A 14187-nucleotide genomic window follows, 5' to 3' on the forward strand; every position below is an offset into this window, starting at 1 on the left:
GGATCAGATGATAGGAACCAGTTGAATGATGTCGTCGATCACCTGATCGACACTGCGGCCGCTGGCCTCGGCTTCGAAGCTCAGCAGGATGCGGTGGCGCAGCACGTCGTGAATAACGGCTTGCACATCGCTTGGGCTGACGTAGTCACGGCCAATCAGCCAGGCGTGGGCGCGGGCACAGCGTTCCAGTGCGATGGTACCGCGCGGGCTGGCACCAAATTCAATCTGGTGTGCCAGTGCCTGGTGGTATTGCTCGGGGCGGCGGGTGGTCATGGTCAGCTGCACGATGTATTGCTCGACGGCTTCGCTCATGTGCAGTTCCAGCACCTCTTTGCGAGCGGCGAAAATGTCTTGCTGGGTCAGCTTGGGCACCTCGACGGGCGGCTGTTTCATGGCTTCGCCGCGGGCCAGACGCAGAATAGCCAGCTCGGCGTCGGCATCCGGGTAGTCGATTTTTACGTGCATCATAAAACGGTCGAGCTGGGCTTCGGGCAGCGGGTAGGTGCCTTCCTGCTCAATCGGGTTCTGGGTCGCCATCACCAGAAACAGCTCAGGCAGCTGGCGCGTGACACCTGCGACGGTGATCTGACGTTCGGCCATGGCTTCCAGCAATGCGCTTTGTACCTTGGCGGGTGCCCGGTTGATCTCGTCGGCGAGGATCAGATTATGAAAAATCGGGCCAGCCTGAAATTCAAAGTTGTGGTGTTCGGGGCGATAGATTTCAGTGCCGGTGATGTCGCCGGGCAGCAAATCCGGGGTGAACTGGATGCGTTTGAAGTCGCCTTCAACGTTGTCGGCAAGGGCGTTGATGGCTTTGGTCTTGGCCAGACCGGGAGCGCCTTCTACCAACAAATGGCCATCGCTCAGCAGCGCCACCATCAAACGGTCTACCAGGTGAGGCTGGCCAATAATGCGGCTTTGCAGGGCATTGCGTAGCTGTTGGAATCCTTGTTGATGGGACATGTCGATTTCCTGTAATGCGGTCTGATCAGTCTCTCTGAATGGGCCAAATCCGCAACAATGGATTTCGGCCAGAACGGCCAGTGAGATTGGGGCATATCCACTAAGTTCAAGTCGTTATCAGGAGCATATCCTGAAGTGAACCCGCTAACATGGATAAGGTCACTGAAATATTCGTATTCACTGCTAGTCTTAAAATTTATAAAAACGTGGACTTTACGGGGTCTCCAGCATGCTCACCGCCTTGCACGACATCATCTCTGAACGTAACACCGAAGCCCAGGCCAAAGCGCTGGGCAAATTTGCCGATCTTTACTACGCCAATGCAGCGGTTGACGAACTGCTGGCACGACCGGTTGCCGATCTTTACGGTGCCACCTTGTCTACCTGGCATTTTGTCCAGAATCGTCAGCCGGGCGAGGCCAAGATTCGGGTGTTCAACCCGGACCATGAAAACCACGGTTGGCAGAGTATGCACTCGGTGGTCGAGGTGGTGTGCGACGATGTCCCATTCCTGGTCGACTCGGTGCGCATGCAGCTGAACGCCCGTCAGATGTCGCTCCATGCGATTCAGTACTGTGTACTGCATGCCAGCCGCGACAAGGACCACAACCTCAAGAGTAACATCGACTGGGCCAAGCCTGGCAAAAGCAAAACGCCGGAAGCCATCCTTTATATCGAGTTTGACCACCATTCCGACAAGGACGTGTTGCAGCGTCTGACCGATGCCCTGCACTCGGTGCTGGAAGAAGTGACCTGCTGCGTTGAGGACTTCCCGAAGATCGTTGAGCGTGCAACGGAAGTGGCCAACCAGCTGAAGCAGTCCAAAGCCGAGCAAAGCAAGGAAGCCGAAGCCTTTATTCGTTGGCTTAGCGAAAATCACTTTACCTTCCTGGCGTCGGATGAATTCCACTTCGAAACGAAAGGCAAAGAAGAGTGGGTAGTGCGTGATGAATCGCAAGACCTCGGTACATTCCGCTTCCACCGGGCCGAGCGCTCCAGTTTGAAGCTGCAAGACCTGTCGGCGGACATTCACGATTTTATTACTGGCGACAGCCCGGTGAGCTTTATGAAATCCGGCGTGCGTAGTCGGGTTCATCGTCCGGCCTACCCGGACTACGTGGTGGTAAAACGCTACAACGACAAGGGCGAAGTGATTGGTGGTGTGCGCTTTATGGGCCTCTACACCTCCATCGTTTATACCGAAACCCCGAACAACATTCCGATTGTGCGCAAGAAGCTCGAAGCGGTACGGGCGCTGGCCAACTTCGATCCGGTCAGCCACAGCGGCAAGGAACTGAACCGTATTCTGGAAGTGTATCCGCGTGATGAGCTGTTCCAGTCTGACGTCGAGCAGTTGCACAAAACCGCCATCAGCATTCTGAATATTCAGGAACGCCGTCAAACCCGCGTTTACCTGCGTCGCGACACTTACAGCAAGTTCGTTAGCTGCCTGGTGTATGTACCTCGTGATATCTACAACACCGAACTGCGCCAGCGCATCGAAAGCGTGCTGCGAGTGGAGTTTGAACCGCTGGATGTGGAATTCACCACCTACTTCTCGGAGTCGGTGCTGGCCCGCGCCCAGTACACCCTGCGCCTGGACAGCGACCGCGATAACAGCTTCGACGAAGCGCTGGTGGCTCGCAAGATTCAGAGCGTGGTGCGTTCCTGGTCGGATGACCTGCACGACGCCTTGATCGAACAGGTGGGCGAAGAAACCGGTAACCGCCAGTTCCATAACTACCGTTCGGCGTTCCCGGCTGGTTACCGTGAAAGCTTTGGTGCCCGTACTGCCGTAGCCGACATCCAGCACATGGAAAACCTGCTGCAAGGCAAGCCGGACGACCTCGGCATGGTGTTCTACCGCGAGCTGGAAGAAGACAATAACCACCTGCGCTTCAAGCTGTTCCATCGTGGTTCCATCCTGCCGCTGTCGGATGTGATTCCGGTACTGGAAAACCTCGGCCTGCGCGTGCTGGGCGAACACCCGTACGAAATCATCACCGAAACCGGTGAAGTGGTGTGGATTCACAACTTCCTGCTGCAATACACCCTGTCTGACAGCATCAGCATTTCTGAAGTGAAAGCGCTGTTCCAGGATGCCTTCCGCGCCATCTGGAATGGTCAGGCCGAGAACGACGGCTTTAACCGTCTGGTACTGGGTGGCCAGCTGGGCTGGAAAGAGATTTCCCTGCTGCGTGCTTACGCCCGTTACATGAAGCAGATTCGCTTTGGTATTTCGGAAAACTACATTGCCGATACCCTGTGCCGCTACATTCCTATCAGCTCCTCGCTGGTGCAGTTGTTCAACACCCGCTTTGGGCTGGATGTTGGCGATAGCGAGCAGCGTGAAGCGGCCTGTGCAGAACTGGAACAGAACATCATCGACAGCCTCGATGACGTCAGTCAGCTGAACGAAGACCGTACCATTCGTCGTTATATTGAACTGATCAAAGCGACCTTGCGGACCAACTTCTTCCAGCTGGACGAAAATGACGAAGTGAAGTCGTATATCTCGCTGAAGATTAACCCGGCCTTGATCAGCGACATGCCGCTGCCACGTCCGATGTTTGAAATCTTCGTGTACTCCCCACGGGTTGAAGGTGTGCACCTGCGTGGTGGCAAGGTTGCTCGTGGTGGTTTGCGTTGGTCTGACCGACTGGATGACTTCCGTACCGAAGTGCTGGGTCTGGTAAAAGCCCAGCAGGTGAAAAACGCGGTGATCGTGCCGGTCGGCGCCAAAGGCGGTTTTGTGGCCAAACAGTTGCCGAAAGACGGTGGCCGTGATGCCTTTATTGCTGAAGGCATTGCCTGCTACAAAACCTTCATCAGCTCGCTGCTGGACGTTACCGATAATCTGGTAGAAGGCCAGCCGTACCCGCCAGAGCGCGTGGTGCGTCACGATGGCGACGACCCGTATCTGGTGGTCGCGGCAGATAAAGGCACCGCAACCTTCTCTGATATCGCCAACGAAATCGCCGTATCCCGTGGCTTCTGGCTCGGAGATGCCTTCGCCTCCGGTGGTTCTATTGGTTATGACCACAAGAAAATGGGCATTACCGCCAAGGGTGCCTGGGTATCGGTACAGCGCCACTTCCGTGAGCGAGGCCACAACGTGCAGGAAAAAGATTTCAGCGTTGTGGGTATTGGCGACATGGCGGGTGACGTATTCGGTAATGGCATGTTGCTGTCTAAGCATATTTGCCTGGTCGCAGCGTTTAACCACATGCACATCTTTGTTGATCCCAAGCCGGTATCTGCTTCTAGCTGGGAAGAACGCAAACGCTTGTTCGACCTGCCACGTTCCAGCTGGGCCGATTACAACAAGGAATTGATCTCCAAAGGTGGCGGCATCTTCGATCGTTCCGCCAAGAGCATTCCGATTTCCATTGAAATGAAACAGGTGTTCGGTATTTCTGCCGATCGTCTGCCGCCGAACGATCTGATCAGCGCGATCCTGAAAGCGCCGGTCGACCTGATCTGGAATGGCGGTATCGGTACTTACGTCAAATCCTCCAGCGAACGTAATTCGCAAGTGGGCGACAAGGCCAACGACGGTCTGCGGGTGAACGGCAAAGACTTGCGCGCCAAAGTGGTGGGCGAGGGCGGTAACCTTGGTATGACCCAGCTGGGCCGGATTGAATTTGGCCTTAACGGTGGCGCCAGCTACACCGACTTTATTGATAACGCCGGTGGTGTGGACTGCTCCGACCACGAGGTGAACGTCAAGGTCATGCTGAACGAAGTGATGGACAACGGCGACCTCACTCGTAAGCAGCGTAACAAGATCTTTATGGACCTGACCGACGACGTGTCGTCACTGGTGCTGAAGAACAACTACCGCCAGACCCAGGCCATCGCGCTGGCCTACAAGGACTGCCTCAGCCGTCTGGAAGAGTACACCCGCCTGATGAAGGCCTACGAAGGCCAGGGCAAACTCAACCGGGCGCTGGAATTCCTGCCGGATGATGAGCTGCTGGCCGAGCGTCGCGCCAATGGCAAGGGCCTGACCCGACCAGAACTGTCGGTGCTGATTTCCTACGCCAAGGCTGACCTGAAAGAGCAGCTGAACACCGCCGAAATCTATAATGACAGCTATGTGTCTGAAATCATTACCACAGCATTCCCACAGGCGCTGGACGAACGCTTTGGTGAGCAGCTGCGCGGCCACCGCCTGCGTCGTGAAATCATTGCCACCCAGTTGGCCAACGACATGGTCAACTACATGGGCATCACCTTTATGCACCGGTTGCATAAGTCCACCGGTGCCACCGTGGCCGACATTGCCCGCTGTTACGTCGCCGCTCGCGACATCTTCCAGCTGGATAGCCTGTGGCAGAGTCTGACGGAGCTGGATTACCAGATTCCGACCGAGCTGCAGGAAGACATGATGTCGGAACTGATGCGTCTGGTGCGTCGTGCTACACGCTGGTTCCTGCGTAATCGTCGTTACTCTATCGACATTGAAGCTGAAGTTGCCAGCTTCCGTCCGGCGGTTGCCGCGATTGCAGGTAACCTGGGCGACGCCCTGCGTGGTTCTGCGCTGGAGCGTTGGCAATCGGCGTATCAGGCTCGTCTGGATCAAGGCGTACCGGAGCAACTGGCGGCTTACACCGCCGGTGCTGTGAACCTGTACTCGACGCTGGGCATTATTGAAGCGGCAACTGAAACCGGCCGTCCGGTATCGGAAGTGTCTGCGGCCTACTTCGAAGTGGGAGAGCAGCTGTCACTGAGCTGGATGGGACAACAGATCAACACCCTGCCGACCAACAGCCACTGGGAAGCACTGGCTCGTGAGAGCCTGCGTGACGACCTCGACTGGCAGCAGCGAGCACTGACCATCAGCGTATTGGGTCAGCAAACCGAAGGTGAAGATACCGCTGAATCGGTTGCCCGCTGGCAAACTGACCAGCAGCACATGGTCGAGCGTTGGACCTCGATGCTGGGTGAGTTGAAATCGGCAGACAATGTCGAGTTCGCCATGGTGGCTGTTGCTCTGCGCGAACTGCTGGACCTGGCGCAAGCCAGTAAAGCCGCCGTGGTTGTGGCTGATGCTTCCAAAGAGGATGACGCGTAAGGCTAAAACAGTCTGACGTGGTAAACCTGAAGCCGGTGCTGCGAGAGCAGTACCGGCTTTTGTTTTTGGCATCCGACCTCAATTAACTATTCACTATCCGCCACCACGTTCTCGCTATTCATCAAATACACGGTGTCTTCAAACATTAACCGTGGCACGCCGTCGCTGAATCGCAGCGGGTCGGCGTCCAGTCGCAGGTAGCTGCGGGTGCCGGTCAGGCGGGCCGCGTCGCTGTAGCCACGGGCCAGGATGGCGAGGCGAACGGCGGATATCTCGCTTGCGTCGCTGATGTCTGCCAGTGCAACAAAGCCATGGCTGTCTTCGGTGGCGTAGAGCAGTTGCAAGTCTTCAATGCCGCTGGTGAGCGTTTGCGCTGAATCCAGCAGAGTGCCGGAGGATGTGTAGGTGGCGCACCGCAACAGGTCGTTGTATTCATCATCGCCGCTGCCGGAATCCCGTTCGACCCAGAACACATCCACCACCATGTCGGTTTCGGCAACGCCTAGGTCAGCCAGACTGGCGCCGGTGCAGGTAAGGCCGTTGTCTGACACCCGTTCAATAGCAATCTGGTCCGGAGCGTCGGTGTTATCGATGGAGCAATGAGCGTTGGCGGCTGGTGGTGTGGCGTTGCTGCTGCAACTGGCCATTACGATGCTGCCGGGGGCGACCTCACTGAACGGGTTGTAGCCGCCAGCGGCGATGTGGTCGGCCAGCCAGTGTATGGCGAAGCGGGCGTTTTCCTGCGCCTCCGACATGCTGCCAATGCGGTTGCCGCTGCGGTTGGCGCCCATCATCAGTTGAAACAGGATCATGCCGATGATGACCGACAGGGTGCCGGCAATCATCAATTCAACCAGCCCCAGTCCTCGCTGTTGTCTGAAAGACCGGTTGGGAATCAGTCGTTGTGCCACAGGCTGAACTCCGTTGAAACGTTACTGCGATATTGGCTGGCCTGGTCACGGCTATAAACGGCGTTGCCCTCGTCGTCCTGACCGGCGGTACGAATGTCCCATGAGAGGGTGATTTGTACCTCGCTGGAACTGGCGTTGTAGCCCTGATTGTCGTTAACGCTGACAATCAGTTCCGGGTTTGGCAATGAGTCGGCGCTGCTGCTGTAGGTGTAGTCGGCATTGCTGTCGCTGATGGTACCCGCACAGGCGATGTCCCACAGGTCGTAGGCGGCCAGCTCGCTTGTGCTGCAATTGGCGGCGGCTTGCTGGCTGCTGCCGTTGTGCCATGCCGCGCATTGGCTTGGCTGACTGGTACAGCTGACGGCCGCTCCGGCAGTGTCGTAGTCGGCGTAGGCCTGAGCGTTCAGCCGAATGCGATGGCCAAGGTCATCGACCATGTTCATGGCTAACGACTGGTAGGTGTTTTCCTGTGAAAAGCGATCGGATTCCAGCAGCGTGAAAGCCAGACCAACCAGTCCGATGGTGGTGATGGCCATGGTAACCATCAGTTCGATCAGGCTGAAACCGGCTAACCGGCGACGGTAATTTCCATGCGGTAAATGGTGGCGAACAGTCATGGGCAGTCGCTCGTGGTAACGGTGGTTTGCCCGGAAACACTGAGATTAACCTGATACACCCGGCTGCCAGTGCAACCCGCCAGCTGCAAGGTTAAAGCGCCGGTGTTGCTGGCGAGGCCGTAGGCGTCAAACCCCAGTGCGCCGGAAAAACTGGCGCTGATGGTGGCGTCTTCCGGTGGTGTTGCCACGCGCAGGTCGACGGACGAAGTATCTTCCCGCACGGTCCAGCCGTCTTCCCAGCTGCTGCCTGGTTCAATCACCACATCGGTACTGTTTGATATGGCATGGCTGCGGGCAAAACTCAGGTCATTCAACAACTGGCTGAGCATGGCTTCGGATTGCTTGTTGGTCAGCCAGGTGTGAAGCGATGGCGTACCGACGGCCATCAGAATGCCCAGTATGGCGATGGTGACCATCAGCTCGATCAGGGTGAACCCTCGGCGGTTTCGTTGTGTGCAAGGCGGTGTCTGCAAGGGTTCGATCAACAGCATGTTCAGTACTCCTGCCAGTAGCTGCGGCTGATGGTGTTCTGGCAGTTGTCGGTTTTTACTGTGACGGTGCCGACCGCCAGAATGGCTGAGTTGTCGCAGCTGCTGTCGCTGTCATCGTCGTCATCATTATTGCCGCTGTCGATGGCATCGGAGCTACTGCTGTCACTGTCGACGTACAGTGGTGCCGACAAACCGGCAATGCCCGGGGCGTTGGTATCGATGGTGTCGACTTGCAGGCTGGCTTCTTGTTCGCCGTCGTCGTTGACGCTGTACACCAGTTGCAGGATGTAAAGGTCGGTGGTGCCAAGGTCGGTTTCGCAACTGCTGCTGGTGCCATCGGGTGGCAGGTACGAGGTGATGTAGGTGTAGCCGTTGAGGGTGGTGGCGTCAGTGAGAATTTTCTCGCCATCGCCGGTTAGCTGGTAGTACAAGCCGGTTTGCATCTGGCTGGCAGTTGCTGAGGAGAGCGAGCCTACTTCGGCGAGGTCTGCCCGTTCAACGGTGGTGTAACTTTCAGGTGCGGCGTCAGTATCGAAGTCGTTGATCACGTAGATGTTGTCGACGGTGGTGGTGTCGAGCGGGTGAGCGCGGTAACCCGAGCCAATCACTATTTGATAACGTCCGGCTGTGTACACCACACCGTCTTCGTCGACAAAATTGCCGCTGTTTTGGTACGACACATCGGGTGTTGTGTAAAAGCGGGTGATGTTGGTTTCGGTGTCGTCTTCGCCGACGTCGGCAATCACGCCGCCGCTGGCAAAGCTGCTGGCCGAGTTGGAATCGCTGCTGTCCTGGGCCAGGTCAAAGCGCCAGATCCGGCCACCGAGGTCGGCGGTGTAGAGGATGTCGGCATCGCCATCGTTGTCGGCATCCACCGGAACAATATCGGCGACGATGGCGCTGGTCATGTCGGTCAGGTTGAGGTTGGCACCGGTATTAGAGGCTTTCCACAAGAGTTCGCCGGTTTGGTAGTCAACCATGTAGACGGCGTTGCCCATGCTGTGTTCGGTACGCTGGTTGTTATCGTCTTCGGCTTCGTCATAGCCTCCGCCAAAAAACAGCACGGTTTGCTGGCTGCCTTTCCACAGAACAGTAACGGGCGTTAGCTCGGACCAGCTTTGGCCCATTTCTTCAAAGTCACCGCTGCCACCGACGATTTCCCAGGCAAGTTTGGGGTTGTCGCGGTCGGCTACATTGAGGGCATAGTAGTTTTTGCCACCACGCCGCATGCCAATGAATAACAAGGCTTCCTCGTCGCTGTCGACGATATCGTCGTTGTTGCTGTCGACATGGTACGACGACAGCTTGCCGTCCAGTCCGTAGGCCTTGCTGGTGTCGTCGTTGAAATACGACAGTGCACTGTTGAACAGGTCGGTCGGAATAAACGCAAAGCGTTCGGCCGGGTCGTCTTCGGCGGTGTCGATGGCGTGGAAATAGCCGGAGTTGGTGCCAACGAACAGGGTTACGTCAGGTTCGCTTTCGCCGCTGGAGACGTTGGTGCGGGTGCCGTAGGTCAGCATCAATGGCTGGCTGTGCAATGGGTCTTCCATTTCCCGACGGGCATCGCCATCGGCAGAATCCGGATCGATGCCGGACAGCCACAGCAAGAAGTCGGCTTTGTCGTCGTCGCTAAGGTCACTGAATGCATCGAGGTCGTACAGGTCGGTGTTGTCTGAGGTGATCCGGTTGCCAGAGGCGGTCAGGTTGTTGCTGGCGAAGTTGGTCAGCACGTTGCGGGCGCTGGCATCGTCCATTCGACGGGCAGCGCCGCCCAGGGTGACGTCAGAGCCGTCCGGTGCATCTTCGGATTCGGTCCAGTAGCTGGTGGCGTCGTCGGCAAAGTAGCCGCTGTCTTCGTCGATGGCAGCGTCGCCATTGGCATCGTAAATGGTGCCGTCGGAACCGAGTCGGTAGCGTTTGATGTTACCGCGCCAGGCTGCTGTTTCTGACGGTTTGAAGACCGAATAGTAAAGCTCGTCCAGGTGCTCCAGGCTGTTGAACGCGCTGACGGCCGCAGCGGGTGCTGCAAAGGTGCCTGAGGTGGCGGTGATGGTGGCGAATACCTTGTTCAGAGCCTCGGTGAGTGCTTCGGTGTCGTCGCCACTGCCGGAAATGCCGCCGCCGTATTCGGCCATGGCAGCCAGCCGCTCTTCGTATTCATCGCCGATAAACCCACCAATGGTATGCACGTAGATGGGCTGATCGTCGTCGAGTTCTTCGCTGTTATCGGTGTTGTAGAGGAAGTAGGGCAGTTCTTCGGCGCAATCGCCGTCGGCACCGTTGCTACCGCAGGTTTCGGAAAAATCTTCATCTACCGGGAAGTCGGCGCTGGCGAGGGTGCTTAACCAGGTGCGGATTTGGCTGTCTGCGCCTTTGTCGCCGTTGGGCTCGCCGTCGGTGAACACCACAATGTGGTTTTTTTGGCAGGAGGCGGTGATGGGCGAAACGTAGTTGCCGCTGCCGTCGTGGGTGTCGTCCAGGTTCAGGTATTCTTCACAGCTGCTGGTGTCGGAGCTGTCGTCTGAATTGTCATTAGAGCTGTCGTTGTTATTGCCGTTTCCGTTGCCATTTCCGTTTCCGTTATTGCCGCCGTTGTTCCAACCTCCGTTGCCATTGTTGTTTCCGTTATTGCTGCCGTTATTGCTGCCGTTATTGCTGCCGTTATTGCTGCCGTTATTGCTGCCGTTATTGTTGCTGTTATTACCACCGCCGTTATTACCATTATTCCAGCCAGCCACCCGTTGGTAGCGGTATTCATTGCTGCTGAACACCTGACGGCTGGGAGACACCACATAGTCACCGCGGGTCACCACGTAGCCATCTGATGTTGTGGGTACAGCTGGCTCGAGCGAGGCGTATTGCCCCATACCAGAACCATTATTGAAGGCGCTGTCGGTACTGCTGCTGACCATGCATTGGTCGGTGTCATCGGCGTCGGTTGAGCCATAGGTCATGCTGCTGCCACGATAAAACTGCGCTATTTCGTAGAGGCTTTCGGTTAGCGGAGTGCCGCCGGAGGCCGAGTAGTTGTCCAGGACGCTGCCAAGCAAGTCCTTGATGCCGTCGTCATCGATCGACAGCATGGGGGTCGACAGGCGTCCTCCCTCGCTGTTGGTATTGAAGCGAGCCAGCGCAATGTTGATGCCGCTGACGTTGTTCAACACGTCGATGGCGGCATCCCTGACCACATCCAGACGGGAGCCGACCGACTGGCCGTCTTCATAAACGCTGGTTGCCATGCTGCCGGAGGTATCGAACAAAAACACCACGTTCGGTGGTGTGTCGGTATCGCTGTTGGATACGTAAATTTCGGTGTCGTCGGCAAGGCAAGCCGGGGCTGCCAATAGCCACGCCAATAAATGGCTGGCGGCGCTTTGATATACAGTCACAGACGTGTTGCGGGTAATCATGGTCGGCCTCAATACTGGCTGCTGGCGTGGCCGCCAAAGTTGACGTAATTGATGGTGTTGGCAGCGCGGTCGATGCCAATGAAAATGATCGCGGGTGTCTTGCGAAGATAGAGTTCGCTGGCGCGTTGCAGGTCGATGGCTTGTTGGTACTCCTGCAGCTCTGTTGTGCTGGTCAGGCTGAAGCTTTGGGCGTTGCAGTCATCGCACAAGGCCACCGACAGCGCAGTGCCCGAGAAGGTCTTCAGGTCGGAAGCGCTAACCTGATATTCCACGCTGTTCATCAGGTTGTCGGCCAAACATCCGTGGCTGATTAACATCCCGGCCAGTATCAGGCTGTGTTGCAAAGCACGATAGCAATTCATCAGTTGGCCCCTGCGCCGGTGAGTGTGATGCCCTGCACCTGGCGCGAAACGATCTTGCCGTTGCTGTCGGTGGTGGTGGCGACGATACGGAACGGGTAACGGCTGGTTTGGCCGCCGCTGCTGCCAGCGTTGCACTTCAGGCAGTTGCTGTTAATCGGGTGGGCGGTGTCGTAGTAAATCTGTGTTGATACGGTGCCGACCGCGCTCAAGCGGGTGGTAGAGGGCTGCGCCCAGCCGTATTGGCTGTATGGGTTCAAACCAACGTTGTCGTAGCTAAGTTCGTCGTCACTGGTGCCGTTGTCGGTTTGGCTTTGGATAGCGTTTTTCTCCGAGCTGATCAGTGCCATGAGGTCGTCGAGGGCATCAGAGCCGAGGGCTTCGTAGTAGGCGTTGAGGTTGCCGTAGGTGCGGTCAATGCTGTTAACGCTGGCGGTGCGAACCTGTTGTTTGACGCTGTAATTGGTGATGGCGCGGTTTTGCAAGGTGGTTTCCTGCAAGGCGACACCGGCTGCAACGGTGAGCACCGTCAGCATGGCCAGGCTGATGATCAGGGCCGAGCCCCGCTGTCGATTGCCACAGTGTGTTAATGGATAAGGCTCTGGCGACCGGCAGCCGAATAGCAAATCGATAGCTGGCGTGTGGGTAGTTGGCAAAAGGAATCCGTTTAATCGGCCGAAGGCAGACACCGTGGCTCTCCGTGGCACTGTTTAGGTTTATTTAAACGGAAATTATCGCCACAACGGCGCTGGGGCTGGATCTGAATTGCACAATTTTTGACAGGGCGACAGAACCCGACAAACGCCCTTGAACAGTCGGTTTAAGGAGTTTGCTTGTGTCACCTCAACTACCAGGTTGACCAGTAGTTTTTATAGGTGTGTCAGTAATGGTTAGTTTGAAACTGACAATGTCTGGGTGTGTCGTTGGCCAGAGGCTGATGCGCAGTGAACAAAGACCTGCAAATGGGTCGGCGCGACTTCTATACTGTTTAAATGCTTCGCAGATTTCAGAACAGCCAAAACGGATGACCCTATGGCGCGGGTGATTTTCGACCTTTATATCAGTGCAAGTGAGTACCAACAGTACTATTCGGGGGCGGTGCGCATGGTGCAGGTGGTGGCTCTGGATGGCAGAACGGTCCGGTTTCCAGCCAATGTGCTACGTGGGGTGGTGCGCCACGACGGTATTCGTGGACGTTTTGCAATTGATACCGATGAACAGGGCAAGTTCCAGCGCATTATTGAGTTGTCTCGCGTATAATCGCGCCAATTTTGAAATCATCTCCCCTTTACAATCACCCCTCGAGGATTCCTATGGATTGGTACAGCGCCATTCGCCCCCTGTTGTTCAGCCTGAGTGCCGAAACTGCCCACGAAGTCAGCCTTGATCTGATGGGCGCTGCAGAGCGTCTGAAGCTGTTGAAATTCATGCTGCCAGAGGTCAAGGGCGAGCCGGTGGAAGTGGCGGGTATCCGTTTCCCCAACCCAGTTGGCCTGGCTGCTGGTCTGGACAAAAACGGCGATTACATCGACGCCTTGAGCCGCATGGGCTTTGGTTTTATCGAAATCGGCACCATCACGCCGCGCCCTCAGCCGGGTAACCCGCAGCCGCGTTTGTTCCGTATTCCTGAGCGTCAGGCCATCATCAACCGTATGGGTTTCAACAACAAAGGCGTTGATTACCTGATTGAGCGAGTGAAGAGCGCCAACTACACCGGCGTGCTGGGCATCAATATTGGTAAAAACTTCGACACGCCGGTTGAAAACGCCGTGGACGATTACCTGATCTGTCTGGAAAAGGTGTACCAATACGCTACCTACATCACGGTGAATATTTCGTCCCCGAATACGCCGGGACTGCGTACCCTGCAATACGGTGACGCCCTGAAAGAACTGCTGCAACCACTGAAAGACAAGCAGACAGAACTGGCGCCGCATTTTGGCTACAAGCCAATCTTCGTGAAAATTGCGCCGGACATGAATACCGACGAAGTTGGTCTGGTGGCCAGTGCGTTGGTTGAGTGTGGTATGGACGGTGTGATCGCCACCAACACCACGCTGGACCGCGATGGCGTTGAAGGCTGTGAAAACTCCAACGAGCAGGGTGGTCTGAGTGGCGCTCCGCTGGAAGAGAAAGCCACCGAAGTGCTGGAAAATCTGTGTAAGGCACTGGATGGCAAGCTGCCAGTGATTGGCGTTGGCGGTATTACCGATGGCGCAGGCGCGATTGATAAAGTGAAAGCCGGTGCCGAGCTGGTACAGGTGTACAGTGGCTTTATTTACCGCGGCCCTGAACTGATTCGTGAAATGGTCGAAGCTCTGGCCAATCACGATTGAGGCTTTGCTACCCGGAATTGCAG

Annotated in this window: 10 protein-coding genes; 3 read left to right on the forward strand and 7 right to left on the reverse strand. The window is 56.5% G+C overall.

The genetic code is table 11. The features are described 5' to 3' along the window. Positions 1 to 3 precede the first annotated feature (3 nt). Entirely contained in the window at positions 4 to 963 is a 960-nt protein-coding gene (locus tag ACXADJ_RS03830; protein ID WP_475063287.1) for an AAA family ATPase, read from the reverse strand. Between the two features lie 229 nt (positions 964 to 1192). On the opposite strand from ACXADJ_RS03830, the gene ACXADJ_RS03835 reads away from it, so the two are divergent. Then, positions 1193 to 6040, forward strand: a complete 4848-nt coding sequence (locus ACXADJ_RS03835; RefSeq protein ID WP_475063289.1) for an NAD-glutamate dehydrogenase — start codon at positions 1193 to 1195, stop codon at positions 6038 to 6040. A gap of 86 nt (positions 6041 to 6126) precedes the next feature. On the opposite strand, the gene ACXADJ_RS03840 is transcribed toward ACXADJ_RS03835, so the two are convergent. Genes ACXADJ_RS03840 through ACXADJ_RS03865 form a run of 6 tightly spaced genes read right to left on the reverse strand, consistent with a single transcriptional unit; the run spans position 6127 to position 12484 of the window. Next, positions 6127 to 6951: a PilW family protein gene (locus ACXADJ_RS03840; protein ID WP_475063291.1), complete on the reverse strand. Its 825-nt coding sequence runs from the start codon at positions 6949 to 6951 to the stop codon at positions 6127 to 6129. After that, on the reverse strand, positions 6936 to 7568 hold the full coding sequence (locus tag ACXADJ_RS03845; protein WP_475063293.1) for a prepilin-type N-terminal cleavage/methylation domain-containing protein: 633 nt from the start codon (positions 7566 to 7568) through the stop codon (positions 6936 to 6938). Before ACXADJ_RS03845 ends, ACXADJ_RS03840 begins: the two co-directional genes overlap by 16 nt. Continuing rightward, positions 7565 to 8059: a GspH/FimT family pseudopilin gene (locus tag ACXADJ_RS03850; RefSeq protein WP_475063295.1), complete on the reverse strand. Its 495-nt coding sequence runs from the start codon at positions 8057 to 8059 to the stop codon at positions 7565 to 7567. Before ACXADJ_RS03850 ends, ACXADJ_RS03845 begins: the two co-directional genes overlap by 4 nt. Positions 8060 to 8061: 2 nt before the next feature. Next, positions 8062 to 11469 (reverse strand): pilus assembly protein, encoded by a 3408-nt coding sequence (locus ACXADJ_RS03855; RefSeq protein ID WP_475063297.1) that lies wholly within the window; start codon positions 11467 to 11469, stop codon positions 8062 to 8064. 8 nt (positions 11470 to 11477) lie between these two features. Next, positions 11478 to 11831 (reverse strand): hypothetical protein, encoded by a 354-nt coding sequence (locus ACXADJ_RS03860; protein ID WP_475063298.1) that lies wholly within the window; start codon positions 11829 to 11831, stop codon positions 11478 to 11480. Beyond that, positions 11831 to 12484, reverse strand: coding sequence for a pilus assembly PilX family protein (locus tag ACXADJ_RS03865; protein ID WP_475063300.1), 654 nt, complete (start codon positions 12482 to 12484; stop codon positions 11831 to 11833). The genes ACXADJ_RS03860 and ACXADJ_RS03865 overlap by 1 nt, the downstream gene beginning before the upstream one ends. A 376-nt stretch (positions 12485 to 12860) precedes the next feature. On the opposite strand from ACXADJ_RS03865, the gene ACXADJ_RS03870 reads away from it, so the two are divergent. Both ACXADJ_RS03870 and ACXADJ_RS03875 read left to right on the forward strand, forming a co-directional pair. Continuing rightward, on the forward strand, positions 12861 to 13088 hold the full coding sequence (locus ACXADJ_RS03870) for a DUF2835 domain-containing protein (RefSeq protein ID WP_475063303.1): 228 nt from the start codon (positions 12861 to 12863) through the stop codon (positions 13086 to 13088). Positions 13089 to 13141: 53 nt separating this feature from the next. Continuing rightward, positions 13142 to 14164, forward strand: a complete 1023-nt coding sequence (locus tag ACXADJ_RS03875; protein ID WP_475063306.1) for a quinone-dependent dihydroorotate dehydrogenase — start codon at positions 13142 to 13144, stop codon at positions 14162 to 14164. Positions 14165 to 14187 lie beyond the last annotated feature (23 nt).

The organism is Oceanobacter sp. ABM4_470 (assembly GCF_056158645.1).